Genomic DNA, 24,687 nt, shown 5'->3' on the forward strand with positions numbered 1-24,687 from the left:
TTCATAATAATGCTTCTGGACGGTCGGATTTTGGGTGGCTAAATCCGTCATCACATGAATGAATCGTTCATATACTTTAATTAAATGAATGAGTCATTCATTAGTATGAGGAGGGCTCCCAAATGAACGAGATACATCAAGCGAACGGACGGAACGCAGAAGGAAAATACGCGATTATTACTGGCGCGACGAGCGGGATCGGATTGGCGGCCGCGCAAGAGTTAGCCGCCAGAGGGACGAATTTGGGCATCGTCGCGCGCAATGCGGCCAAAGCAAACGGGGTCGCTTCTAAGCTCCTGGCTTCCTTCGGCAATCAGATCACGGTGGACGTTTTCATCGCCGACATGTCGTCCCAGCGTTCGATCCGTCGCGCGGCAGACGACATGTTGGCGAAGTGCCCGAAGATCGATATTCTGATCAATAATGCGGGCGCCATGTTCGTCGATCATAAGCTGACGGAGGACGGACTTGAGATGACCTGGGCGGTCAACCATATCGCGCCGTTCTTGTTAACGACGCTGCTCCTGGATAGACTGATGAGGAGCGAACATGCCCGCGTCATTACGACGTCGTCCCACGGCCATAAGATGGCCAGGAAAGGCATCAATTTCGACGATTTGAACGCCAAGCGTTATTTCGGATTTCTTGGGAATATGAAGGGCGGCCCGAATTTCCGATACGGTGAGACGAAGCTGGCGAACATTTTGTTTACCGCCGAGCTAGCGAAACGGTTGAAAGGCACGAATGTCGCCGCGTGTTGCTTTGATCCGGGGCTCGTCGCCACGAATTTCAATCAGGACAATGGAAGGTTGGCCCGGATGACGATGGCCGTCATGAAGAGATTCGCCCGAACGCCTGAGAAGGGCGCGGAGACGCTTGTATGGCTGGCGGATACTGACGAAAAGAGCCTTGAAAGCGGGCGGTACTACGCTGACAAGCAAGCGCGGATGCCATCGGCGCAAGCGAGCGACATGGAAGCGGCGAAAAAGCTGTGGGAAGTGAGCGAGGCGCAAATTCGCGCATCTCAGGCTTAATCGACGGGTCGATGCGCAAAAGGGAAGAAGGATAACCTATGCCAAGAATAGCAAGAGAGCAAGCGCTCGACGAACGCAAAGACCAGATCAAAAGAGCGGCTCTTAAAATTTTCGCAGAGAAAGGGCTCTCTGGCACGAAGATGAGCATGATCGCGGAGGAAGCCGGTATCAGCCAAGGGTTATCGTACCGCTATTTTGATTCTAAGGACCAGATCTTCGCGTTGCTCGTGGAAGAGGCGATCGAGGAATCCCAGAACGCCGTCCGGAATATTCACCAGTTACAGGGCTCGCCTTTTGAGCAATTGAGGACATTCACGATTCAACTGCTGGACGAGAGCCACAAGCATTATTTCTTACTCGTTCAACAAGCGCAAACGTCGGAAGGCGTCCCGCTCAAGGCGAAGGAAGCGATCGAGCGGTATTCCCCCCAAGAGACGATCGAGTTGCTGATCCCGATATTCATCCGAGGACAGCAAGAAGGACAATTCGCGGAAGGCGATCCCTTCAAGCGATTGATTCTATTTCTTTCGGTTGTGACCGGTCTTATGCTTCAAGACGCGAAGGCGGTGGGAACGGACTGGACGCAGGAAGTCGACCGTCTGATGAACATCTTAACGAAATGAAGAGTAAGCCGGTCCGTGATGGGCCGCGTTTAGCAGAATAGTCGGCGCAAACGGGCTTTTACGCTGTTTTTGGAGTCACATAACGATGCGGTACCCGGAGGGGGACTTTTGCTTGCGAAAAGCAAAAGTCCCCCTCCGCCGTTTTGGTGGAAGGGGCCAGTTCAAAAAAATGCTTTTGGACGACCGGGTCAAACTCAAGCTCAATGCCAGCGACTTTGCGTCTGTCCTTCATATGGATTTGCTTGACCACACGGTCTGGAGCAGCGTCTTCTGAGTTTCAGGAGGCTCTTCTTCGAAGTAGGCTTAGGAACTGGGTGAGAGCCTGTCAGACTTGCTGGAGCGGGATGGGGGCGGACATGCTGTCCGCCAGTTGCCACTTCGCCTCGGTCTTTTATTTAAATTCCTTTGAATGAATGAACTTCAGTGGTGTAAGACTGTAGGATAAAGAATTTTACAACTCTATGATAACTTTCTATTACAGAATTGCTATCATGACAGAGAGGTGTATGCTTATGGCGAAAATACTGATTGTAGATGATGAGAAGGCAATTAACGATTTGATTGCCGTAAATTTAAAGATGGTCGGGCATGAGTATGTCCAATTGTATAGTGGGGATCAAATTTTGAAAACATTAAATGAGATGCGTATCGATTTAGTCATCCTGGACGTGATGCTGCCTGGCAGAGACGGCTTTGAAATCATGCAGGATATTGTGCAACGCAACGTACCGGTTATCTTCTTAACTGCAAGAAATACGGTTTCTGATAAAGTGCATGGCTTGGGGATCGGAGCGGAAGATTATATAGTCAAGCCTTTTGAAGCAGTGGAACTCATCGCTCGTATCCATGTCATTTTAAGAAGAAACCAAAAGGCCCCAAAAGAATTTAGGCTGGATGACACCATCGTAGATTTGGAAAAGCATATTGTGACTGTTCAAGGACAAGAAATCGAAATAACCAATAGGGAATTCCAATTATTAGATTTTCTCGTACAAAATAAAAACATCGCGCTATCCCGTGAGAAAATTATTGAGCAAACATGGGGTTTCGATTTTTATGGAGATACAAGAACCGTTGACGTGCATATTCAGAAGCTGAGAAAGAAACTAAATTGGGAGACCCGGATCAAAACGGTTTATAAATACGGTTACAGGCTAGAGGTGTAGAGGTGAAGTTCTGGCAGAAGACTTATCTGTGTGTGTTGATTGTATTTCTGATTGCCTTCGACCTCGGAGCCTATGCTCTTTTAAAAAAGAGCTACCAACTAAATGAACAATTGGATATCTCAAGAGGCGTGAGCGAATATGGGAGCATCGAAAAATCATTAAGCTATATCCTTCGCGTATATACGGAAAGTATGGGAAGTACCAATTATGAACCGGTAATTGCTGGTTTCGCGGCAAATTATGAGAAAGCGGATCTCCTTTTAGAGGTTTACCGTGCGGATCAATTGATCTTTTCCAATGCCTATCAGTTTGCAGGGGATCGGGCAGAGCTGCATGGGGATTCATACCAAACCGTTTATAGAAAGATGAATGATGAGCTATGGCTGTTTATCGGCAGAAAAATGGAATTCCAGGATTTAAGACTAGTTATTTCAAGAAAATCTGATTATTTACAGGAATATCATGTTACTTTACGGCAGTACTTCATTAAATTGAGTGTTGTGATTTCATTGTTTTTATCGGCGGCGCTTATTTTTCTATTATTTCAATTAACCGCACCTATTCGCAGGTTAAACAAAGGTGTAAAGGCGATTGCTGCAGGAGCGTATGATCAACGAGTGAAAGTGGGAGTAAACGACGAATTTGGGGAATTAGCACAAGATTTTAACAGGATGGCCGTTGCGGTTTCCAATCATATTGAAACGATCAAAAAGGCGAGCGAAGACAAAGAAATATTTATCAATAACCTCACTCATGAACTAAAAACACCCATTACGGCTATCAAGGGATATAGCGAGTTTTTAAATCATGCCAATTATAATGAGGAAGAAAGGAAAATGGCGGTCCATTATATCTATGAGCATATTGCGCGGCTGGATGTTCTCTCAGGAAAAATGATGCAATTGCTGTATTTGAAGAGTGAAAAGATTGCCTTAGAACCTGTTAATATAGAAAATCTGTTTTCATATGTGGTAAACATGGAGCGGCATCATATAGAGGCAAAGCAGATGACGGTAATACGTGAGTGCTCGGCCGACGAAGTCTACGGAGATCAAGAACTATTGCAGTCCCTGTTCATTAACTTAGTAGACAACAGCATAAAAGCTTCCTCGTTCGGGGGGGAGATCCAATTGAGAAGTTACCATTACGGCGAAGGTGTTGTGCTTGAAGTCTTGGATTATGGAAGAGGCATACCTGAGAAAGACATTGCGAAAATTACAGAAGCGTTTTATGTAGTGGACCGATCCCGTTCAAAAGAACTGGGTGGAATTGGGCTTGGCTTATCCATCTGCAATCAGATTGCCCAGCTCCATCATGCAAACATACAAATCGATTCAAAAGAAAATGAATATACAAGGGTCTCTGTTTATTTTACAACTTCATTACAACTTGAAGAATAGTTCATAACGCGGCTCTATTATAGTTGGTTTGTAGCTACGAAACAACAAAAAATATTGGAGGTAATAAAGAATGAGAAAAAAGTTTATCACAACAGCACTGACTTTAGGAGTAGCAGCCGTTATGGTTGTAGGAAACGGTGTTATTTCGGCAAATGCTTCTTCATTTGACAATGCTAAACAGGTGGAGGTCACCGGCAAACACCAGTATCCCGAAATTACTAAAACCGAAGATGTGCCGGTGCACGAAAAGGAAGCAGTTGTGATTGCGGAGAAAGCGATTCAAGAAAAATATAAAGTTTCATTAAGCGGCTTGGAAATTTCCTATAATTTGGGCACCCGAGAAGACATGGAAGGAACGTTCTATTTTGTAGCCTTTCAAAGTCAAAAATACACATATACCGACGCCGAGCTCATCAAAGCGAAGCGGGATTTACAGGCAGGTAATGATATCGACATCAAGTGGAACGATATTTACGTTGCAACTGTAAACGCCGAAACCGGGGAAATCGTTTCTGTTGAGAAAAATCCAACGGCACCAAAAGGAGCTAATTAAATCACAACGAAACACCCTTGTAGTTTTTTAGGACATGAAACCTCGGGTCGTATAATATTATACGACCCGAGGTTTTTTTCCGTATCACAAATGACGCAAATTTTATTGGGGGGAAATAACAGGTTTATCATAGCCAAAACATGAACGTTTATATTGAATCATTTTTGGTATAATATTTGGAAGGTAAGGAAGATTGATTTTTGGGGAAATCATGAGAGAAACGAGGAATGGAAATGTCGTATATCGTTGATTTTAAAAATGTGTCTACGGTAGGTTTAGAGTCTTCACCTGTAGCAGAAGCGCTTGCTGGGTTACGCGCTAATGAGGCCCGTTACTTTATGAACAAATACAAGCATGAATTTACGGTTGTACCAGCTAGCGAAAGTCAGGAGAGCCTTGATTATGTGAACCGCATTTTAGAAGAACGAGGTATTGCATTTGCGGCCAAACCTTTAGAAACGTCGCGTTTTCAAGTGGAGAATATCCAATTTACCTACGTTTTTTATGAGGATGGTCTTTCACTCAATGTCATGTATACAGTTGATGATCCTAAGAAGCGGGCCGTTGGTTTTAAGCTTTCTGAGGGGATGGAGATACCAAAGGAGTTAGAAGAGAAGTTTAAGTTTGCAAGGCAGAAATCTAAACTAGCTGGTACAATTCGGGGATCGTTTTTTGTAATTAAAGGACAATATTAAAGTAGTCAAAGCATCTCTTGAGTGTGAAGGATATAAGCCTCTATTCTGATTGACAGAATAGAGGCTTTCTCTATTTGCATGCTTCGCAAGATTCGCGGTTACAATGTTACGGAGAACCTTATCATAAGTACGGCGAAATTCTCGCAGGATCCACAGTCGTATCAGGTTTGTGGATTACAGCTATTTCGCTTTTACAGGAAATCCTTTGCATGATCGCTTTCGGTGTAGATGGATATGAGAACAATTGCAGTTTCCTCGCTTATATTTTTCACTAAATGGGGCGTACAGGCATTCCAACTAAAAGAATCGCCCTCACCAAATTCAGACTTATCCTCTCCTTGCTCTGCGTAGATTTTTCCTTTCATGACAAAATGAACTTCTTCGCCTTCATGTGCATGCGGAACAACGCCTGTTGAAGCACCGGGAGGGATTTCGACGATCATCATCCTCACATTTTTGGTCGAGCTTAGGTGCTCTACTTTTAAGTTTTCAACCCCGCTTTTCGTGATCCTTCGTTCTTCTTTGCGGACAATATTCATGCGTTCCTCTTGTCGCAGCAGCAAGTAAGCCAAGGGTACCTTCAAAGCTATAGCGATGCTTTCCAACGTAGCGATCGACGGTGAGGTTTTATTCGTTTCAACTTGGCTCATGAAGCCTTGGGATAAGCCGGTTTCTTCGCAGATTTGAACGATGGTAATGTTTTTGCGTTTGCGGATTGTCCGTATGGTGGAACCAATATTCATCCCGTTTTCACCTCACAAGAATATTTGTAATACAAAATATATATTAATAATAACAATATTTTTGTTGACATGCTACATCGCCATGTCTTATATTAGTCATACAAAATAAAAATTATTATTACTTATAATTTGAAAGAGGAGAGGGAAAAGAATGACGAAAGTAAACGTTGTATCGACTATAATGCGTGTGGTGTTGGGAATATTATTTTTAGCCCATGGAATTAGTAAATTGCAGATGGGACTAGGTAATGTTGAGGCTTGGTTCAGCTCCATTGGTGTTCCCGGAGTATTGGCTTATGTTGTTGCGATTCTCGAACTTGTCGGGGGAATTTTGCTGATTGTGGGCCTTTTTACCCGTTATGTATCGGTTTTATTTGTTATCTTGCTGATTGGCGCGATTTTTTCGGTAAAGCTTCCCGCGGGATTGCTTGGAAACGGCCAAATGGCTGGTTATGAGCTGGATCTGAGCCTTATTGTAGTAGCGCTATATTTGATTGTTTCTGACCATTCGCCACTATCGATCGATCATGCAATATTTAGAAAACGCAGAGCATAACGAAGTGGAGGAGTGTTCCTATGAACCCGACTTATCAATATGACATTCAACTTCCATCTCATATGGATCCGGACAAAAAATACCCGACTATCTTCACGCTTCATGGAAAAGGGTCTAACGAGAAAAATATGTTAGGTCTAGTGGCGCCTGTATCCGATGATTTTATTATTGTCGGTATTCGCGGTAATCTTATACTAGGTGCGGGGTTTCAATATTACGAGTTAAAAAGCCTAGGCAATCCCATTCGGGAAATGTTCGACCAAGCGGTTGAACAACTCGAAACATTTATTCATTATGCGACGGAAAAGTACCCGATTGATGCGACAAAACGCTATTTGCTCGGGTTCAGCCAAGGCGCGATCTTGTCCATGACATTGGCGCTTACGATGGGGAACCAGTTGAAGGGAATCGTTGCGTTAAACGGATATGTTCCTGATTTTGTAAAAATAGAGTATACTCTGAAGAGCATACATGATGTATCGGTGTTTGTTTCACATGGGCAATTCGACTCCGTTTTCCCGGTTCGGATCGGTCACGAAACAGCAGCTTATTTTGAAATTCAAACGTCTCGATTGACTTTCAAGACTTACCCGAACGACCATGGCGTCTCTGAGGAGAATCAACGGGATTTCGTGAATTGGCTTAAAAAAGATGTCGGAGTGCATTCATAAAAGGAGTGAATAAATAGATGATACCTTCTTATTTTTTCGCACATGGTGCACCTTCAATAGTCTTAGAACATAATGATTACACGGATTTTATCAAAAATTTTGCGGCGGGTACGCCCAAGCCGAAAGCGATCGTGCTTTTTTCGGCACATTGGGAACAATCCATGCAGACCATCAGCGCGGCCGACACGTACAGCACGATTTACGATTTCTCGGGCTTCCAGGATGAGCTTTACCGAATGACCTATCCGGCTAAGGGAGAGCACTCCATTCGTGAACAAATTCATTCGCTGTTTGCGAAGCATGGCATACAGAGCGTGTTAGACGAAGAAAGAGGGCTGGACCACGGTGCTTGGGCTGTCCTTAAGCTGATGTACCCCGATGCAGATGTTCCGGTGGTTGCTCTATCCGTGAACCGATATCTAACCAATGAGCAGCAGTATCAAATAGGCAAAGCTTTGTCTGAGCTCAGGGAACAGGATGTCCTTATTATAGGTAGCGGGGGGACCGTTCATAATTTGCGGAGGTTAAAGTGGCAGGGGGAAGGGATCGACGAATGGGCTGAATCGTTCGATAACTGGCTGCAAAACGTGTTAGAAACTTGGGATACCAATAAGCTGTTTAGTTATAGGGAATTAGCTCCTTACGCTGAGGAGGCTGTACCGACTAACGAACACTTTATTCCTTTATTGCTTGCGATGGGGGCAGGAGACAAGAATCGTCAAGCGAAACTGCTTCACCGGAGTTATCAATTTAGCAACTTAAGCTTGAGCTGCTGGCAATTTAATTGATGATCTCGAAAATGATGACGCCAAAAGTAAAATCAACTATAGAACGGACGATCATATTCTCGCTTGCTGCCGTGTTTATCGCGCAGCAGCTTACGCATTGGGAACCGCTTTCTCTTATGCTAGGCAGCTTAGTTTTTATTGCGATAACCTTGCTGCTGCCTCAGTTAAGAGGGATGACGTTATGGCTTACCGTTTCCTTTATGGCCGTGGGAGTACTGTTCCTTTTCCTTCAAAAGGCGGAAACAAGATTCTGGTTTGAAGCAGCCAGTATCAATGTTACCCTGGTTACCCTGTTTGTTTTCGCTCCTTTGTTCGGGATCCCGGTTCGGATTCCGGCTTATATGGAAGCCTTGAATCGTTTCTATGAGACGAAAGTACGCAGTAGGTCTGTCCTGTTCACCGGTACGCAGCTTTTGACCCAAATCATGGGCGTATTCCTCAATGTAGGGTCCATACCCGTTGTTTATCATGTCGTTTTTGTTAAACCCCATCCAGGCATGTCACGGCTGCTTGCTAATGCACTGAACCGTGGATTTGCGGGGGCGATTTTTTGGTCTCCCTACTTTGCCGCCATGGCAGTCGTGGCCTCATCGCTTTCGTTAAACTGGTCGACACTTCTTCCCTACATGCTCGGTTTGTCGGTGATCAGTCTCCTTGTGAGTCTAGCCGTGGATTATAAAGGGCTGCGAAATGCTGAGAGTAATCCTCGACCATCGGAAGGAGAGGTCATCAAGCAAGCGGAACAAGCCGCAAACAAGGGTAAAACAGCGTTCCCGGTAGGGCTCGGCGTTTATTTAGCATCTGCCATTGTCGTCATCTTAGTATTGGAGCAATTCGTCCAGCTGCCGATGGTACTGATCACCTGCATGGCAGCAGTTCTATTCCCGTTGGCCTGGTGTTTGTCGAAAGGGGAATTTGCGACATACCGTCAAGGATTGGCGAATCATGTCACGGTTACATTGCCAGCCCTGAAAAAGGAGATAACGCTATTTCTGGCAGCTGGTTTTTTCAGCGGTTCAATCGGCACAACAGGGTTCGGGGCGTCCGTCCCCGTTCTGCTAGAGTTGATACCAATTCCGATTTCGTTATCCTTTTCTATTTTTACGGTAGCGCTTATAACGGTTACGTCTATGCTGGGCCTTCATCCGATTGTCCTTGTTACTATCCTTGCAACCGGTATCGATCCGGAAGTGGTTCACATCAGTTCGAACTATTTTGCGGTGCTGCTGCTTGGAAGCTGGGGGATATCCAATACCGTGTCGCCTGTCTCTGCTGTTAATAATTTGCTGGCGGCATTATTTAAGAAGCCAGTACATGAGCTTGCATTGCCGAATTATAAATTCGCCGCCTATATGGCGGTCATGCTGCTCCTCTATTTAGTGGCTGTACGGATTTAGATTCAAAATCGCATATACAATAAAACAAAGGTACTCTTTGATAAGGGTGCCTTTGTTTCGCTTTTAGGGTGATTCGCTTCGCGACGGTAGTAGGATGAAAATTTGTGCTTCCGGGCATGTTAGGGGAAAGACAACAAGGGAGTGCATCAGAATGGCAAGAAGAAGGAGAAGGTATGCGGTGCCAGGGGTAGAACAAGGGATGCAGGCTTTCAAAGCAGATGTAATGAAACGCGAAGGATATGCGGTTGATCCAAATCGACCGGATGACGTCAAATACGAAGTGGCTAAGGAGCTTGGCGTACCTCTGCAGCCAGGTGACAATGGCGGTCTGACTACGGAAGCGGCGGGCCAAATCGGCGGAAAAATTGGCGGCTCCATGGTTCGGGAAATGATCCGTCTCGCCCAAGAGCAAATAGCGAACAGGGAGTAACCATAAAGTCTTCTATCCATAAGGGCACACCGAATGCATTAATTCCGTGTGTCCTTTAAATTTAGCGCTTAAGATAATACGGATTTCTGCACCGCTGTAGGTTGTGGTCAAGCGCAAATTTGATATAACATTCTAGTCTACAATTTTTCATCAATCATGTAGAATGGATTTAGGGACTCTAAATAGGGGGTAAATATATTGAAGCAATGGTCAAGTGAAATCGAGATAAATGCATCAATTGATCATGTATGGTCGTATCTAGACGGTTCGTTAGAACAGATGCAAAAGATTATGCCTCAAGTGGTGGAGAATAAACCGGTCACCATAACGAAAGAAGTTGTCGGCAGTATCTACCGTCAAAAGTATAAAGAAGGCAAACGCATCGAGGAATATGATGTCCATACGCTTGAATATTCAAATGACTTGAACGATAAGAAAGTAAAGATTGGTTTCACGCTGGCTAACAGCTTTGAGATCACGGCATTATATGAATTGCACCGGATAAATGATCAGAAAACAAAGCTAAGATACACAGCAACCAATAAAGCATTGAAGTGGTATGTGAAGCTTTTTATGATCTTCGCAAATGAAAAGATCGTTATTAAATTTCTGGAGAAAGTAAAAGAAGTTGCTGAAGCAGAAGCCAAAACCGGCTTTTGAAAGTAGGAAATCTGTTCTACCGAAGGCCACCCGAATGGGGGTGACCTTCTAATTCGTCCTAAAGAAGTTACGTTGAGTATATCTCCTCAAGCGGAACTCAGGATTAAGATTCTATCGTTCTCGCACCAAATCCGCCATTCGGCACGCAGGTGAATTTGCTGGTCTTTCTGATAAAAGACGGATGGTTGGAGCTTATTGTAAGGTTGCCTTTGCCCTTTCTGTAAAGCTGTGGCTACCGATTCTTTTCCAGTCATAGAGGCTAGAATCGAATAGAATAAAACAAATGTTGTATCCTTATCAAGTAGTTTGATAGTGGCCATTTTGATTCCCATGATAAGATTCCAGAAAAAGAAGAAAATTGTTTTCATATCTTCATTCCTCCCAGTTTTTAATTGGCCAACCGCGTTACACCTACAACCTTTCACAGTTTATGTGTTGTTATGTTGTGTAGCAATGAGGGCGTGCTAACCCGTACGGATAACGTTAAGCGGAGTTCTGGAATAACATTCTATTATTCTCGCACCAAATCTGCCAATCGGTACGCGTGGTGCGGGGCGGGCTTTTCTGTATGGGGTTGCTTGGCTGCAGCGGCTCAATATCCTTTTGCCTATCAGGCAAGACGGATACCGATTGCTTCTTAATCAAGTACGCTTCAAACGAATAGACTCTGCCTAGACATGCAGGTTTACCTTTATCATTCTGATTTGCAGTACTCCGTTTGACTACCATCATAAGATTCCAGATGAACAATAAAATAGCTTCCATTCTACTATTCCCCCCAACCTAGTATTAAGAGTTAACTAGATTATAGCAAGCATATAATAGATTTACTGTCGAGTTGTAAACCAAGTACATAAAAATATTTAGACAAAAATTTTTGTCCGGATGTCGACCTTTAAACAGAGCTGCCGGCTTTCTAAAAGGGACAGACAATAGGCGGAAACCTCTTAGTTTTGTTGACTTTCAGATGTTTCACGAACGATTAACATTGACGCGCAGAACGCTAATAGCTTGGAAGGTTTGGAAGCATTTAAAACAAAAATCGAGATCCTGATGTAGTAATGTGTTGTAACTTTATGTTGGAAAAAGAGTGTGGAAATATAGAATGGAAAAATAATTTGTTTTCCCAAGGAGGTTGCAGCAGCATGAACAAAACGGACCGAATGTTAGCCATCGTGTTTGAGCTGCAGCGTAAAAAGGTTTTACGAGCCGAGGATTTGGCGGAAGTATTTGAGACGAGCGTGAGGACCATCTATCGAGACATTCAGGCTCTTAGTGAAGCTGGAGTGCCGGTTGTTGGTGCTCCGGGATTGGGATATTCCTTGATGGAGGGCTATTTTCTGCCGCCAATCAGTTTCACGGCGGAGGAAGCTGTGACATTACTCATTGGAACGGACTTTATCGAACAAAAATTCGATACCGACTATGGTATTAAGGCGCAAACCTCACGTAAGAAAATTGAAGCCATTTTGCCGGAGCATGTTCGCAGCGAAGCATCTCTGGTACGCAGGACTATCCGGCTGCTCACCCCGGGCGGAGATGTTACTCATGGACGGGAGAAGGAGTACATCGAAACGATCCGACGGGCTATATTGGCGGAGCAGAAGGTGAAATTCGGTTATTCCAAAAGAATGCCCGAGGACGATGGGAATCGCCAAAACGTTCGTGTTGCTGCACCTTACGGGCTTGTTCTTAACCAAGGGTCATGGATCTTGATTGCAAAGTGTGATCTGAGGCAAGAAATTCGCCATTTTCGCCTGTCTCGGATGAATGAGCTCATCGTTCTGGAGGACCGATTTAAGGTGCCGCCCGATTTTAATTTACATGATTACAAGCCTCCGGATGACCGCAACGTACGTGTGTGTATTCAGGTGAATTCTAACATTGCGGATAAAGTAATGGAAACGAACAACTTCTATATGGAAGCAGCAGAGAATCATGAGCATGGCTTGCATGTGAGTTTTCGCGTCCGTCAGCCCGAGGAATTACTGCAATGGGTGCTCGGCTGGGGATCAGATGTTGTCGTGCTGGAGCCAGAATCGTTCCGGATTCTTGTTCGTGCAGAAGCTGAAAAAATGTTAAAACGCTACTGACATACTGCTGTCAGTAGCGTTTTTGTATAGTGAGGTTAGATGATAATTAAGGAGCTGTTTAAAGGATATGAACACAACCGAAGCATTACGGAAGTTTGAAGAAATTGCGAATCACTACATTCATGAGTTAAATAACTTCAGCATGGAACAGCTGCTGCGTCAGCCAAGTGAGGTCGAGTGGTCGCTTGGTCAAATGTATCAGCATCTTATTAACTCGGCTCTTTATATGCACCTTCGTAATATGGAACATTGTATGACGCAAGGCGAAGGTTCCGCGGCTTCTACGACGGAAAAAACTAGAGACGGTGCAGCAATATTTGATCAAGGAAGTTTTCCGCCAATCCGCATTCAAGTTCCGCCTTCCCCGCAATATACACCGGAACAGCCGGACAACAAAGAGCAGCTTATCTAAGGATTGAGCGCCGTGTTACATCAGATGAAAGAAATGGAACCAACGCTTGAAAAGGCATCTATTCAGAATACGGTTTCGCATCCGCGCTTCGGTGCGCTGCATGCGAAAGAATGGTTTTTGCTTGTCGAAATGCACTACCGTCATCATCTTCTGCAGATGGACCGTTTGAAAAAAGGGTTAGAAAGTAATGTAATCCTATAAATAAGGAAGGGGGGGGAATCATGCCGATGGATATAACAAGCGGACAAAGGCGCTACTGGATCGGCGTTGTATCAGCATCGCATGTGAAGCTGGGAGTTCTGGGCGGATTCGCCCAGCTTTGCCACGGAAAGTCAGCACCTTTACGGCAGATGCGTCCTGGCGACTGGCTGATATATTACTCTCCGCGAACGGATATGGCAAAAGGGGAGGCGCTCCAAGCATTCACCGCCATTGGGCAGGTTGCGGATGAACATGTCTATGAATATCAGATGTCCGAATCCTTTGTGCCGTTCCGTCGGAATATCCGCTATTCTGAGTGTCACGAAGTGAAGATTGCCGATTTGCTGGATCAGCTCAGCTTCACTCGAGGAAATCGAAATTGGGGGTATGCCTTCCGCTTCGGTCATTTCCAGATTGAACGGGAAGATTTTCTGACGATTTCCCAAGCAATGCTGGGCTATAGTAATAACAGCTAGGTATACACAATTTATTGGTTTATTATAACAATTATTATTTTATAGCTGAGAGCGTTTTTTAATTGGTAGGGACCCGTTGGGTCTCTATTTTTTTGTATGTAAAAGTATGATCTACCCCTCACTAACTAAGTGCGAGAGACCGCTTTGCTCCTGCAAACTCTACTCTTGGAAACAAGAATGGTCCCCCGTTCACCGTCGTTTATCTTCTAATTTTAACCTGTAAAATGTTGTTGAAAACCTTTCTCAAGAAAAAAATGCAATAATAAAAGGAAATCGATAGATATTGTAGAACTTTGTAGAATATTAATATATCGTTCATAACTAGAGATGACACAAGGAGTGTAACAATTGCTTGAGGATTTAACTTGGGAGCAGGGGGGGCAGATCATGTTTAAGGAACAAATGAGATATTCACGTCTTGCGCATCTAACCAAATTGATCAATACAAAGCTGGAATTACGTGAAGTATTGCAGCATGTGACGACGGCGATATCCGAAGAGATCGTCCAATGTAATTCGGTAGGCATTTATTTGCCGCAGGAGGACGGAACGTTCAAAGGGTACGTCGGCAAACCGCAGGTCATTAACGGATGGACGCTGGATATGCATGTCATTGATATGGATATGGACTTACTGGCAAAAGAGGTAATTGAGACAAGGAAAACCGTATACATCCCGGATACGTCAAAGGATAATCGACCGGACCCGAGAGCAGTAGAAGGATTTCATATTAAATCTTTACTCGTTCTCCCCATCTCATTTGAGCAAGAATTATTCGGTCTTGTGTTTTTGTTTGACTACGGCATTCCCATGAACCTGACAGAGTCGGAAATTCAAACGGTCGAGGCTTATGTGAACATGGCAGCAGTAGCGATACAAAACGCAAGGAACTTAACGCAAAAAGAAAATTTCATTGCCGAAAAGCAGATGTTACTTGATGTGACTCGTGATTTAGCGATGTGCTCTACGCTGCATGAAAGTTTAGACAGCTGCTTTTTCTACTTGGGAAAAGTTTTGAACAACTATAATATAGGCGTTCATTTATTAGACCCTATTACAGAAAGACAAATTAGGCCGGCGAAGTTAAGCAAGGATAGTGACTGGACAGAAGAAGACTGGATGAAGACACATGGGAAAATCAGGATAGATGAGAGTAATGATGCCGTGTTCCAAGAGGTCATTAGATCCAAAAAAGCGATTCTCATTCCGGATGTATTTGCAGATGAAAGGCCTAACCATGACCTTTGCCGCAATTTCGGCATAAAGGGCATGCTTATGCTCCCGCTTGTTTCAATGGGCGAGGTGCTCGGCGTCATACCGGTTGTGGATCTGGATGAAGGAAATCGTGTCTATTCGATCGCTACGATGCAGCTTGCGCAATCTATTGTGGATGCTACAGCCTCAACATTATCCAACTTATTATATATGGAAAAACAAGAAATTATCATTGAAGAGAGAACCTCAGAAATTACGGTGAAAAATAAGGAGCTTCAAAAAGTAATCACGGAGCTGCAGCAGCTCAGCCGAGAGAAGGAATTGATTCTCAACTCGGCGGGAGAAGGGATATTTGGTTTAGATCTTGACCGTAAAATTACCTTCTGCAACCCGGCAGGCGCCTCCATGCTCGGCTACCGCTCGAAAGGTGAATTGATCGGACAACCGGCAAGCCTTATTTTTTACGGGAAGAATCGAGCGGGAGAAAAGGTTGCGCCAGCCAATAGTAATAATAATTGGAGCCAGTATGACCAAGATCATACATTTTACCGGCATGATAATTCCAGCTTTCCGGTTGAATACGTCATTTCCTCAATAAGGGAGAGCGGCGAAATTGTTGGGGAAGTTGTCACCTTTAAAGATATAACGCAAAGGAAGCAAATGGAGGCAGAAATAAAATACCATGCTTACTTTGATAGTTTAACTGATTTGCCTAACCGGGTTCTTTTAAAAGACAGGCTTACACAAGGAATAACGCATGCACAAATCCATAATGAGAAGCTGGCTGTTCTATACTTGGATTTAGACCGCTTTAAGTTGATCAATGATTCTTTAGGACATAGTTTCGGAGATCATTTATTGCGCCATGTAGCGAAGCGGCTCAGTCTCTGTGTTCCGAAGGGGGCGACGGTATCAAGGCAAGGCGGAGATGAGTTCACTATTTTTTTGCCGAATATCAAATGTGAGAACGAAGTGCTGAAGGTTGTTCATCTTGTTGTAGATTCCTTTAAAGAACCTTTTCAATTACTAGAAAATGAAATCTATATTAAAACGAGTATCGGGATCAGTTTGTTTCCAGATAATGGGGATACGACTGAGACGTTAATCAAAAACGCGGATACTGCGATGTATAAATCAAAAGAAATATCGGGTAACAGCTATCATTTCTTTAGCGAAGGAATGGATACGAGAACCTTCGAAAGCGTTAAGCTCGAGAACGCTTTGTATAGAGCTTTGGATCATGAGGAGCTCGTCATCCATTACCAGCCACAAGTCGACTATATCACGCATCAAATCGTAGGGGTAGAAGCGCTGCTGAGATGGAATCATCCGGAAAAAGGATTAATAGCGCCAGATCAATTTATTCCGATTGCCGAAGAAACAGCCTTAATTATACCTATAGGCGAATGGGTGCTAAGAGAATCATGCAGGCAATTAAAAGAGTGGCAGGACCAAGGATACCCTTTATTTAGTGTATCGGTTAATTTGTCGGCTCGTCAGTTTGAACAAAACAATTTATTTGCAATGGTAACAAGCGTATTAGATGAAGTGGGTTTGTCTCCTGAATATTTGCATTTGGAGCTTACTGAGAATTTAATTATTAAGAATAAGGACTTAACGTTAAAAACGATGAAGGAATTAAAAGGCTTGGGTATTAAAATCGCGGTTGATGATTTTGGGACGGGCTATTCATCGCTGGGTTACTTAACAAGTTTACCGATTGACACATTAAAAATTGATAAATCCTTCTTAAAGGATGTTACAAACGATGATGATAATGCGGCAATCACAAATACCATTATTTCATTGGCTCAAAATTTAAATCTTAGCGTCATTGCCGAAGGTGTTGAAACCAAGCAGCATGTAGAGTTTTTATCAGCCAGAGACTGTTATTTGATGCAAGGTTATTACTTTAGCCGACCGATGAAGGCAGAAGATATAACGATAGATTTTATATTGAATAGTGACAATTCTAAATTTGGGGGAGTTCTTTCATGAAAGCGGCACGTGCGGTATTAGAGTTTTTAAAAGGCAGCGGGGTTAAGCATATATTTGGCATTCCGGCAGGCTCCGTCAATGCGTTTTTTGATGCACTGTACGATATGCCTGAAATAGAACCGGTTGTAACCAAGCATGAAGGAGCCGCCTCCTATATGGCAGCAGCCTATGCCAAATACACCGGTCAAATGAGCGTAAGTATTGGCTGCAGCGGGCCTGGGGGAACCAACTTGGTTACCGGTGCAGCAAATGCCATGCGCGAACATTTGCCTGTCTTATTTCTTACGGGTGCTGTTCCTGTAAACACAATGGGATTGAATGCCTCCCAAGAATTAGATGCCGTTCCGGTTTTCCGCTCCGTTACAAAATACAGCGTTATTGTGAAAGAGGCAAAGGATTTACTTCCTGAAATCATTAAAGCAAGCCAAATCGCAATATCCGGCGTGCCGGGTCCCGTTCACATCGCGATTCCGATCGACGTTCAACACGCCGAAGTTGGAAATCTTGATATACCGGTTCTCCAGGAAAGAAAACCAATGATTCCGAACCCCGAAACCATACAATCCGCAGCCAAAGCGCTGCTGAAGAGGAAAGATGGCTGCATTCTTGTCGGACAAGGCGTTAGAGGCGCTGTTGATTCCTTAATCGAGCTGGCAGAAATGCTGAATTGGCCGATCCTCACAACTCCGCAGGCAAAAGGGTATATTCCCGAAAACCATCCGCTTCTTATCGGCGTTTTTGGGTTTGCGGGCCATGAAGCCGCATCGAATCTTATTAATGAAGGTGCTGGTCAAGCCCTGTTGATTGTAGGTTCCAGCCTGGGCGAAACCGCTACGAATAATTATAATCAAAATCTAACAAAAGACCGTTTCACGGTACAGCTTGATTTTGACCAGACGGTATTTAATCGGAAATATGAGATCGATATACCAGTATTAGGCGATATCCATTTGAGCTTATTGATGATGATTGAGGATCTGAGGGTGTTGGGCTTATCGAGGGGAACTGTCCACCTTGCCTTTGAAGAGAGTGCCGTGGCCGTGGAAKAGAGCGAACCGCTTACTCAGGTCTTGGAGGAGTACAACACGAAGAATGTCCTGCTGAACATTCAAAAAATGCTGCCATCCAATACGCGGTATACCGTTGATATTGGCGAATTTATGGCTTATGTTATTCATCACATGAAGGTCCTCGATTATGATTCTTATAACATCAATGTTCATTTCGGAGCAATGGGTGTTGGGATCGGATCAGCGATCGGCTCCAAGCTAGCTGAACCTGAACGTCCTGTTGTGTGCATTACAGGCGATGGCTGTTTCTTCATGCACGGAATGGAAATATTAACGGCCAAAGAACTGGGCTTGCCTATTTTGTTTATTGTAATGAATAATGCACGCTTAGGAATGGTCTATCACGGGCATTCATTGCAATTTAAAAGAACCCATCCTTCCTTTGAGCAGGAATCGGTGAATATTGCAGAAATGGCCGCGGCTATGCGTATTCCAAGCTTTAGAGTTAACGGTATGGATGAAATTAATTCAGATATGATTAACAAGCTATTGCGTTCAAACGGACCGGCAATATTAGAGGTGGCACTTAAAGACAACAATAACCCCCCAATGGGGGATCGTGTCAAATTTTTATCGTCTTTTGGAAAATAATTGTTATCTTACAAATGAGAGTAGGAATGATGGATGACTTTCTTAATCACCATCATGGTTTGTCCCTTAAAGGCATCCGGCACAGGCTCGCCCGTGGGATTGGAGAAATAGTAGCTTCCTATGTTCTCGTCGTAGTGGTACCCCAAAGCGATTAATGCGTTAATAAAATCTTGGGGCAGTTCTCCGGAACCCGTTTGCGCAATGAAATAGTTGGTCGGGGAGATTTTCACATCAATATCTCCGGTTCCGGTATGTACCTCAAACAAGTCCTTATCATGCTGAACCATCCATTGATTTTTGGAAAACAAGGAGATTTTGGCTCCTTCCAATGCAGATAGGGCATCTAAATTAATTGAAAAAGCTTGATTGACCATTTTGCGAATTTCTGCGCCTGTGACTTTGTTTCCGCTTTGCTCCAAGTATGCATCCATCGCTGCTCGGGGCATAACCGGTAACGCAAGAGTCGATTCCAAATCAAATTTAAAAACTTGGCGTATGATATTAAAAATCTCCGAGCTGCTGATTTCCTCTAAGTAAGATTCCATAAGATTGTCCATGGCTTCTGCCTTCGACATTAAACCGTTCGGATTACTCATTAACAATTAACACCCCCATCATAAACACAAACCCATTATACGGCAAATAAATCCAATTATAAATATAATAATATGGATTTGTTAATGATATAGAATAGGGACAGAAGACGGTTCGTGAGGGATAATATTTGATGCAAATGCAGCAAAAATCCCTTATGGGCGCATGAGTGCTCATAAGGGATTTTTCATGGAAAAGCGTATGCCTTGACTGATGAGTAGAGGTAATACGGAAATGTGGCTTTCATCGGTGAAATCATAATGACGGGAGGGATGAAAAGGCGCGTCCGTTTCATAGGCAATGCCGATTACGATTGCCGGTTCGACACCTGTTCGATCGGGAAAGCGGGATTGTGCCCTGATCGTCTCTGTCATCGTTCCGAATACAGAATGGGCATCTAGCAAATAAATTACGGGAAAACCGCTGAGAGGTGCCTTATGAAGCGGCATACTTATGTATATTTGATACATTTTACCCTGGGGAATCATGATTCTTTTTTGCGAGTGGGGGATAACAACAGGATTAATGTTAATTTCCATGAAATAAACTCCTCAGCACTCCTTTAATCCTCCCTGCCTATAGGTAGTCTTATAACGAAATTTGTGATAACATGTAGTCTGATAAGTAGAACGTGAACGTGGAAAAGCCGATTCCGTTCGTGCCAGTATCACTGCAGTTTGCGGACGCAATTTTAAACTGTGGATGAATTGGGTATGATTGAAAGGTCGAGTTATTAAATTGCAATTATTTTGAAGGAGGATTTATCATGGCTTTGGAATCAATGAAAGAAATGTTGAACAAAGGTTTAAAAGAAGGTTACGCTGTTGGTCAATTCAACATCAATAACCTAGAGTGGACACAAGCAATCCTTGGCGCTGCTCAAGCTGAGCAATCCCCAGTTATTCTTGGTGTTTCCGAAGGCGCTGCTCGTTACATGGGAGGCTTCACAGTTGTAACTGCAATCGTGAAATCCCTAATTGAAGAAATGAAAATCACGGTTCCTGTTGCTATTCACCTGGACCATGGTTCAAGCTTTGAAAAATGTAAAGCAGCGATTGATGCTGGTTTTACTTCTGTTATGATAGATGCATCACACTCACCATTCGAAGAAAACGTAAAAACTACACAACAAGTAGTTGCATACGCGCATGAGCGCGGCGTTTCCGTAGAAGCTGAGCTTGGAACGGTTGGCGGACAAGAAGATGATGTTATCGCTGAGGGCGTTATCTACGCTGATCCTCAAGAGTGTAAGCAACTGGTTGAGCTTACAGGCATCGATTGCCTTGCTCCTGCACTAGGTTCCGTACATGGCCCTTACAAAGGCGAACCAAACCTTGGCTTCAAAGAAATGGAAGAGATCTGCCAAACAATAAAGCTTCCATTGGTATTGCACGGCGGTACAGGAATCCCTACAGCGGATATTAAGAGATCTATCTCGCTGGGAACTGCAAAAATCAACGTAAACACAGAGAACCAAATCGCGTTTACAAAAGTTGCTCGCGAAATCTTGACTTCTGATTCAGAAGTTTACGATCCGCGTAAATTCTTGTCCCCGGGCCGCGATGCGATTAAAGCAACGGTTCAAGGTAAAATGCGTGAATTCGGTTCTTCGAATAAAGCGTAATAAATATAAAGTGAAAAGGGTTGGGCAGGGTGCGATTTGCATCCAGTCCAACCCTTTTTTTATTGCGGACTAAGAGGCATCGAGCTTTAGTATTATTGACTTATGCTAATACCACAAGTATGACATTCTGCTATCCGTTAGTGGTCGCAAAGCAAAGTATTGGACAATTGGTGATCAATCAAATATTATATTAATAACGTTTGTTAGATGAACATGTAGAACTACACCTATAATAACTTCATATTACAATTGCATATTAAGCTTCACGATAATAGCAAACCTGTTGTAAAGCAGGGACGCAAAACTAGAGGGCCTAAGGGTGAGAACCTATGGCAGCCAGTTGCCGAACGAAGAGTGTAATAAAAACTGACGCAACCAGTGCTCGTTTTTATCACATATTTTTCGACACAGTTCGGTGTTTAACCGGACTGTGTTTTTTTGTACGTCATTATAAATTAATGGAGATATGAATATGAAAAAGGTCGTTTTATTACTATGTACTATGTTTCTTATATACTCAACTGTTTCAGGGGTTGTCAGAGCTGAATCAAAGTATAAGTACTCTAAAAATACAAATTTATCGACTTGGTTATGGGATGCTTCTAAAATTGTTGAATACCCGGATGAGATTATTGAAAATTTAATCAATCATGATGTCAAGTTAGTACTGCTGCAAATCGATATTGCGGTAGATACTAAGTACTATAGAAGTTTTATCAGCAAAGCAACTGCAAATGGAATAAAAGTTGAAGCGTTGGACGGTGCACCCCAGTGGGTAGCTAAAAACGGTGTGAAGCTCCAACAAACTTTCTTCGATTGGTTAAATAATTATCAAAAGACAGCGTCAATTAATGAAGGGTTTAAAGGTATTCATCTAGATGTGGAACCTTACGAGCTTGATCAGTATACGGGTAATGAAAACGAGATTTTGGAGGCGTATCAAACGTTAATCATTAAGTTTAAGAGGCAAGCCAGCAAGCTTAATTTGAACTTTGGTATCGATATTCCTTTTTGGTTTTATGGCGTACAATATCAAAATAAATATGGGACGGGTAATATTGCGGAGTGGCTTTGTCAGCATGTAAAGTTTATGACCATAATGGCTTATCGAGACATAGCAGAGGGAGCCGACGGAATTATCAGTATTTCGGCCGCTGAAATGAAAATGTTTAGTAAATATAGTGTAAAAGGTACCATTGCTGTTGAAACTGGGCGGCTTGCAAACCCATATCAATTTGTAACTTTTTATGAAGAGGGTAAAAATTATATGGATCAGCAACTCGAACTTGTTTATGAAAGCTATAAAACGCACCCCGAGTTTAATGGAATAGCTGTTCACTATTATGACAGCTGGATGGCAATGAAATAAATTAAATGTACACGTAGCCCCCAGCTTCATGCTGGGGGCTATTTGATTAAGCAACAAGCGTCAAGTAGTAATCTATTTAGATTGACAGTTAGGCAAAATTACCTATAAACTACAGTAGGAGGTTTAAATAAAATGTCGAAAAAAAAGGTTATTTTAGGAATGTTGTTAATATTTATTATTGGTTCGCTTTTTATGGGATATCAAAAGTTCTTTTTAGATGAGCAATCACATGAACCCGCCACACCTATTTCGATGGAGAGCGGTACCAGGTATATTAGTAAAACAGACAATGATTCGTATTATGTCTTAAAGGGTAATGAATGGAAAAAGATTTTTATTAAAGGCGTCAACATAGGTGCAGGCAAACCGGGTTCTTTTCCTGGCGAAGTCGCCATCACTTATGATGAATATTATAGATGGTTTGGTTATATTTCCGAAATGAATGCAAATACAATCAGGGTATATACCACACAGAGACCGCAATTTTATAATGCGTTATATGATTTTAATCAAAAAGCAGAAAAAGATGGAAAACAGCCAATTTACGTTATCCATGGTGTATGGGTGAACGAGAATGACATATTGACCATTGATGATGCATTTGGCAATAACGATAAGATCTTAAATGATGTCATCAAGAGCGGACAAGAAATTGTTGATATTATTCATGGGGATAGTTATCTGCCAGTTCATAAAGGATATGCCGATGGTACATATACAACAGATGTTTCCCAATACGTAGTGGGATGGATACTAGGTATAGAATGGGAACCTTCTTTTGTTGTAGGTACAAATGAAAATAACATGAATCGCAACCATTATAATGGAAAATACCTATATACGATTAGCGCCTCGCCGTTCGAAGCTTTTTTGGCCGAGCTGGGGGATAAAATCATTGGGTATGAAATGACAAAATACAATATGCAAAGGCCGGTTGCATTTTCCAATTGGGTGACGACTGATCCACTAAAGCATCCAAATGAACCATATAAAAACGAAGATCTAGTAGAAGTAAACGTAGAACATGTAAAGTGGCACGACACCTTTAAGCCGGGCATGTTTGCATCATACCACGTGTATCCTTATTACCCTGATTTGTTTAGCTATCAAACGGATTATATTCAGTTTAAAGGCCCGGATGGTAAACCGGATCCGTATTTGGCATATCTGGAAGATATAAAAAAGATTCATTCAATGCCAATTGTAGTGTCCGAGTTCGGCATACCAGCTTCAAGGGGAAAAGCGCATGAAAACAAAATAACGGGCTTTAATCAAGGATTTATTGACGAAAAAACACAAGGCGATATGTTGGTCCACATGATAACTGATATACACACAGCGAATCTTGCCGGTGGTCTAGTATTTGCGTGGCAGGATGAATGGTTTAAACGAACTTGGAATAATAATGATCTAGATTTGCCTGATTCCCGTCCGTTTTGGTCGAACACGCAGACTAACGAGCAGCATTTCGGTCTATTGGCATTTGATCCCGGAAATCCAGAAAACATCAGTTATGTTGACGGACAGATCAATGATTGGAAAAACGATGATCCTCTCTATTCGAAGAATGGAATGAATTTATACGTCAAAAGTGATGAAGGATACGTCTATTTAATGGTAGATGCTGAAAACTATGACTTCAACCATGACACATTATTAATTCCCCTCGATACCATAAACGGCCAAGGAAATAATGGCTATTCAGAATACGATACCACATTTAGTAAGCAGGCTGATTTTGTCCTTAAAATTCAAGGCCCTAATGACTCTCGCCTCCTAGTTGACGCTTATTACGATAATTATTATTTCCGTTACGCAGTACAAAGTAATCTAATTGATAAAAACGAATCATTTCACATTAAGAATTCAGGAATTTTCAATCCAATTAGGCTGGCATTGAATAAAAAAATTAAAATTCCAATAACCGATCTTGAGATTCCTTTCACTGGCTATGAAACAGGTTTGCTTCAATATGGGATAGCTAATCCAGACAATCCTCAATACTACTCGTTAAGTGATTTCTATTACGATAACGGGCATTTAGAAATCAGAATTCCATGGCAGTTGTTAAATGTGATGGACCCATCGAAGAAATTTGTAATTGATGATATGTATGCCCGTGGTAAAATATCATCGCTTAAAGTAAATAGCTTCCATGTCGGAATTGAAATGCTGAAAAGTGAAAACCCAATAGGTGTTCAGAATTTATCCATGGCAGCCTATAATTGGAACGAGTGGGATGTACCGACTTTTCATGAGAGGTTAAAGCCTTCCTACTATATTTTACAAAAAGGGTTTCTAGATCTAGAGGCTAAAAATGAGGAATAG

At 42.8% G+C, this 24,687-nt stretch carries 25 protein-coding genes, 1 pseudogene and 1 riboswitch; of the genes and pseudogenes, 21 read left to right on the forward strand and 5 right to left on the reverse strand.

What is annotated here, in order from left to right:
- Nucleotides 1–122: 122 nt before the first annotated feature.
- From AC1DLI_RS24085 to AC1DLI_RS24115, 7 genes are all read left to right on the forward strand, one after another.
- A complete protein-coding gene (locus AC1DLI_RS24085) occupies nucleotides 123–1,034 on the forward strand; it encodes an SDR family oxidoreductase (protein ID WP_477607018.1) in 912 nt (303 codons plus the stop codon).
- Between the two features lie 38 nt (nucleotides 1,035–1,072).
- Nucleotides 1,073–1,657, forward strand: a complete 585-nt coding sequence (locus tag AC1DLI_RS24090) for a TetR/AcrR family transcriptional regulator (protein ID WP_477607019.1) — start codon at nucleotides 1,073–1,075, stop codon at nucleotides 1,655–1,657.
- 112 nt (nucleotides 1,658–1,769) lie between these two features.
- Entirely contained in the window at nucleotides 1,770–1,931 is a 162-nt protein-coding gene (locus AC1DLI_RS24095) for a hypothetical protein (RefSeq protein ID WP_477607020.1), read from the forward strand.
- Between the two features lie 238 nt (nucleotides 1,932–2,169).
- Complete coding sequence (locus AC1DLI_RS24100; RefSeq protein WP_477607021.1) at nucleotides 2,170–2,823, forward strand: response regulator transcription factor; 654 nt, start codon at nucleotides 2,170–2,172, stop codon at nucleotides 2,821–2,823.
- A 2-nt stretch (nucleotides 2,824–2,825) separates the two neighbouring features.
- Nucleotides 2,826–4,223, forward strand: coding sequence for a sensor histidine kinase (locus AC1DLI_RS24105; RefSeq protein WP_477607022.1), 1,398 nt, complete (start codon nucleotides 2,826–2,828; stop codon nucleotides 4,221–4,223).
- Nucleotides 4,224–4,293: 70 nt separating this feature from the next.
- Nucleotides 4,294–4,776 (forward strand): hypothetical protein, encoded by a 483-nt coding sequence (locus tag AC1DLI_RS24110; protein ID WP_477607023.1) that lies wholly within the window; start codon nucleotides 4,294–4,296, stop codon nucleotides 4,774–4,776.
- A gap of 233 nt (nucleotides 4,777–5,009) precedes the next feature.
- Entirely contained in the window at nucleotides 5,010–5,471 is a 462-nt protein-coding gene (locus AC1DLI_RS24115) for a phage tail protein (protein WP_477607024.1), read from the forward strand.
- A gap of 191 nt (nucleotides 5,472–5,662) precedes the next feature.
- On the opposite strand, the gene AC1DLI_RS24120 is transcribed toward AC1DLI_RS24115, so the two are convergent.
- A complete protein-coding gene (locus tag AC1DLI_RS24120) occupies nucleotides 5,663–6,214 on the reverse strand; it encodes a helix-turn-helix domain-containing protein (RefSeq protein ID WP_477607025.1) in 552 nt (183 codons plus the stop codon).
- Nucleotides 6,215–6,365: 151 nt separating this feature from the next.
- Here AC1DLI_RS24120 and AC1DLI_RS24125 point away from each other — a divergent pair, with 151 nt between their 5' ends.
- The 6 genes from AC1DLI_RS24125 to AC1DLI_RS24150 all read left to right on the forward strand — a co-directional run bounded on the left by AC1DLI_RS24125 (nucleotide 6,366) and on the right by AC1DLI_RS24150 (nucleotide 10,716).
- Entirely contained in the window at nucleotides 6,366–6,770 is a 405-nt protein-coding gene (locus AC1DLI_RS24125; protein ID WP_477607026.1) for a DoxX family protein, read from the forward strand.
- Nucleotides 6,771–6,790: 20 nt separating this feature from the next.
- Nucleotides 6,791–7,441, forward strand: a complete 651-nt coding sequence (locus AC1DLI_RS24130; RefSeq protein ID WP_477607027.1) for an alpha/beta hydrolase — start codon at nucleotides 6,791–6,793, stop codon at nucleotides 7,439–7,441.
- Between the two features lie 17 nt (nucleotides 7,442–7,458).
- Nucleotides 7,459–8,229, forward strand: a complete 771-nt coding sequence (locus tag AC1DLI_RS24135) for a DODA-type extradiol aromatic ring-opening family dioxygenase (protein ID WP_477607028.1) — start codon at nucleotides 7,459–7,461, stop codon at nucleotides 8,227–8,229.
- Entirely contained in the window at nucleotides 8,226–9,626 is a 1,401-nt protein-coding gene (locus tag AC1DLI_RS24140) for a hypothetical protein (RefSeq protein WP_477607029.1), read from the forward strand. Before AC1DLI_RS24135 ends, AC1DLI_RS24140 begins: the two co-directional genes overlap by 4 nt.
- A gap of 151 nt (nucleotides 9,627–9,777) precedes the next feature.
- The gene (locus AC1DLI_RS24145) at nucleotides 9,778–10,056 is read left to right on the forward strand and encodes an alpha/beta-type small acid-soluble spore protein (RefSeq protein ID WP_308997622.1); all 279 of its coding nucleotides are present in this window, start codon (nucleotides 9,778–9,780) and stop codon (nucleotides 10,054–10,056) included.
- Nucleotides 10,057–10,254: 198 nt separating this feature from the next.
- Nucleotides 10,255–10,716, forward strand: a complete 462-nt coding sequence (locus tag AC1DLI_RS24150) for an SRPBCC family protein (protein WP_477607030.1) — start codon at nucleotides 10,255–10,257, stop codon at nucleotides 10,714–10,716.
- An 86-nt stretch (nucleotides 10,717–10,802) separates the two neighbouring features.
- On the opposite strand, the gene AC1DLI_RS24155 is transcribed toward AC1DLI_RS24150, so the two are convergent.
- Together AC1DLI_RS24155 and AC1DLI_RS24160 are read right to left on the reverse strand one after the other, a co-directional pair.
- Nucleotides 10,803–11,084, reverse strand: coding sequence for a hypothetical protein (locus AC1DLI_RS24155; protein WP_477607031.1), 282 nt, complete (start codon nucleotides 11,082–11,084; stop codon nucleotides 10,803–10,805).
- A 115-nt stretch (nucleotides 11,085–11,199) separates the two neighbouring features.
- Nucleotides 11,200–11,481: a hypothetical protein gene (locus tag AC1DLI_RS24160; RefSeq protein WP_477607032.1), complete on the reverse strand. Its 282-nt coding sequence runs from the start codon at nucleotides 11,479–11,481 to the stop codon at nucleotides 11,200–11,202.
- A 380-nt stretch (nucleotides 11,482–11,861) separates the two neighbouring features.
- On the opposite strand from AC1DLI_RS24160, the gene AC1DLI_RS24165 reads away from it, so the two are divergent.
- The 5 genes and pseudogenes from AC1DLI_RS24165 to AC1DLI_RS24185 all read left to right on the forward strand — a co-directional run bounded on the left by AC1DLI_RS24165 (nucleotide 11,862) and on the right by AC1DLI_RS24185 (nucleotide 18,772).
- Nucleotides 11,862–12,809, forward strand: a complete 948-nt coding sequence (locus AC1DLI_RS24165) for a helix-turn-helix transcriptional regulator (RefSeq protein WP_477607033.1) — start codon at nucleotides 11,862–11,864, stop codon at nucleotides 12,807–12,809.
- Between the two features lie 67 nt (nucleotides 12,810–12,876).
- Nucleotides 12,877–13,422, forward strand: a pseudogene (locus tag AC1DLI_RS24170) (DinB family protein).
- Nucleotides 13,423–13,442: 20 nt separating this feature from the next.
- Nucleotides 13,443–13,898 carry an EVE domain-containing protein gene (locus tag AC1DLI_RS24175; protein WP_477607034.1) on the forward strand — a complete coding sequence of 152 codons (456 nt, stop codon included), beginning with the start codon at nucleotides 13,443–13,445 and terminating at the stop codon, nucleotides 13,896–13,898.
- 387 nt (nucleotides 13,899–14,285) lie between these two features.
- The gene (locus AC1DLI_RS24180) at nucleotides 14,286–17,111 is read left to right on the forward strand and encodes a sensor domain-containing phosphodiesterase (RefSeq protein ID WP_477607035.1); all 2,826 of its coding nucleotides are present in this window, start codon (nucleotides 14,286–14,288) and stop codon (nucleotides 17,109–17,111) included.
- Nucleotides 17,108–18,772, forward strand: a complete 1,665-nt coding sequence (locus AC1DLI_RS24185) for a thiamine pyrophosphate-binding protein (protein WP_477607036.1) — start codon at nucleotides 17,108–17,110, stop codon at nucleotides 18,770–18,772. Before AC1DLI_RS24180 ends, AC1DLI_RS24185 begins: the two co-directional genes overlap by 4 nt.
- A gap of 8 nt (nucleotides 18,773–18,780) precedes the next feature.
- Here AC1DLI_RS24185 and AC1DLI_RS24190 read toward each other — a convergent pair whose 3' ends face one another.
- Both AC1DLI_RS24190 and AC1DLI_RS24195 read right to left on the reverse strand, forming a co-directional pair.
- Complete coding sequence (locus AC1DLI_RS24190) at nucleotides 18,781–19,368, reverse strand: hypothetical protein (RefSeq protein ID WP_477607037.1); 588 nt, start codon at nucleotides 19,366–19,368, stop codon at nucleotides 18,781–18,783.
- A 171-nt stretch (nucleotides 19,369–19,539) separates the two neighbouring features.
- Nucleotides 19,540–19,905: a hypothetical protein gene (locus tag AC1DLI_RS24195; RefSeq protein WP_477607038.1), complete on the reverse strand. Its 366-nt coding sequence runs from the start codon at nucleotides 19,903–19,905 to the stop codon at nucleotides 19,540–19,542.
- A 227-nt stretch (nucleotides 19,906–20,132) separates the two neighbouring features.
- Between AC1DLI_RS24195 and AC1DLI_RS24200 the strand changes: the two genes are divergently transcribed.
- The 3 genes from AC1DLI_RS24200 to AC1DLI_RS24210 all read left to right on the forward strand — a co-directional run bounded on the left by AC1DLI_RS24200 (nucleotide 20,133) and on the right by AC1DLI_RS24210 (nucleotide 24,687).
- On the forward strand, nucleotides 20,133–20,990 hold the full coding sequence (locus AC1DLI_RS24200; protein ID WP_308999251.1) for a class II fructose-bisphosphate aldolase: 858 nt from the start codon (nucleotides 20,133–20,135) through the stop codon (nucleotides 20,988–20,990).
- 263 nt (nucleotides 20,991–21,253) lie between these two features.
- Nucleotides 21,254–21,338: riboswitch (cyclic di-GMP riboswitch) on the forward strand.
- 124 nt (nucleotides 21,339–21,462) lie between these two features.
- Nucleotides 21,463–22,359: an amidase gene (locus tag AC1DLI_RS24205; protein ID WP_477607039.1), complete on the forward strand. Its 897-nt coding sequence runs from the start codon at nucleotides 21,463–21,465 to the stop codon at nucleotides 22,357–22,359.
- A gap of 132 nt (nucleotides 22,360–22,491) precedes the next feature.
- Nucleotides 22,492–24,687, forward strand: coding sequence for a family 2 glycosyl transferase (locus AC1DLI_RS24210; protein ID WP_477607040.1), 2,196 nt, complete (start codon nucleotides 22,492–22,494; stop codon nucleotides 24,685–24,687).

Source organism: Paenibacillus sp. 01T443 (genome assembly GCF_056398325.1).

Bases quoted from the DNA above. Each gene is read 5' to 3' on its own strand.
- AC1DLI_RS24160 (WP_477607032.1), bottom strand. From the start codon at position 11,481: ATGGAAGCTATTTTATTGTTCATCTGGAATCTTATGATGGTAGTCAAA.
- AC1DLI_RS24200 (WP_308999251.1), top strand. From the start codon at position 20,133: ATGGCTTTGGAATCAATGAAAGAAATGTTGAACAAAGGTTTAAAAGAA.
- AC1DLI_RS24165 (WP_477607033.1), top strand. From the start codon at position 11,862: ATGAACAAAACGGACCGAATGTTAGCCATCGTGTTTGAGCTGCAGCGT.
- AC1DLI_RS24210 (WP_477607040.1), top strand. From the start codon at position 22,492: ATGTCGAAAAAAAAGGTTATTTTAGGAATGTTGTTAATATTTATTATT.
- AC1DLI_RS24130 (WP_477607027.1), top strand. From the start codon at position 6,791: ATGAACCCGACTTATCAATATGACATTCAACTTCCATCTCATATGGAT.
- AC1DLI_RS24135 (WP_477607028.1), top strand. From the start codon at position 7,459: ATGATACCTTCTTATTTTTTCGCACATGGTGCACCTTCAATAGTCTTA.
- AC1DLI_RS24175 (WP_477607034.1), top strand. From the start codon at position 13,443: ATGCCGATGGATATAACAAGCGGACAAAGGCGCTACTGGATCGGCGTT.
- AC1DLI_RS24110 (WP_477607023.1), top strand. From the start codon at position 4,294: ATGAGAAAAAAGTTTATCACAACAGCACTGACTTTAGGAGTAGCAGCC.
- AC1DLI_RS24090 (WP_477607019.1), top strand. From the start codon at position 1,073: ATGCCAAGAATAGCAAGAGAGCAAGCGCTCGACGAACGCAAAGACCAG.
- AC1DLI_RS24180 (WP_477607035.1), top strand. From the start codon at position 14,286: ATGTTTAAGGAACAAATGAGATATTCACGTCTTGCGCATCTAACCAAA.
- AC1DLI_RS24195 (WP_477607038.1), bottom strand. From the start codon at position 19,905: ATGGAAATTAACATTAATCCTGTTGTTATCCCCCACTCGCAAAAAAGA.
- AC1DLI_RS24085 (WP_477607018.1), top strand. From the start codon at position 123: ATGAACGAGATACATCAAGCGAACGGACGGAACGCAGAAGGAAAATAC.
- AC1DLI_RS24100 (WP_477607021.1), top strand. From the start codon at position 2,170: ATGGCGAAAATACTGATTGTAGATGATGAGAAGGCAATTAACGATTTG.
- AC1DLI_RS24120 (WP_477607025.1), bottom strand. From the start codon at position 6,214: ATGAATATTGGTTCCACCATACGGACAATCCGCAAACGCAAAAACATT.
- AC1DLI_RS24125 (WP_477607026.1), top strand. From the start codon at position 6,366: ATGACGAAAGTAAACGTTGTATCGACTATAATGCGTGTGGTGTTGGGA.
- AC1DLI_RS24155 (WP_477607031.1), bottom strand. From the start codon at position 11,084: ATGAAAACAATTTTCTTCTTTTTCTGGAATCTTATCATGGGAATCAAA.
- AC1DLI_RS24145 (WP_308997622.1), top strand. From the start codon at position 9,778: ATGGCAAGAAGAAGGAGAAGGTATGCGGTGCCAGGGGTAGAACAAGGG.
- AC1DLI_RS24115 (WP_477607024.1), top strand. From the start codon at position 5,010: ATGTCGTATATCGTTGATTTTAAAAATGTGTCTACGGTAGGTTTAGAG.
- AC1DLI_RS24190 (WP_477607037.1), bottom strand. From the start codon at position 19,368: ATGAGTAATCCGAACGGTTTAATGTCGAAGGCAGAAGCCATGGACAAT.
- AC1DLI_RS24205 (WP_477607039.1), top strand. From the start codon at position 21,463: ATGAAAAAGGTCGTTTTATTACTATGTACTATGTTTCTTATATACTCA.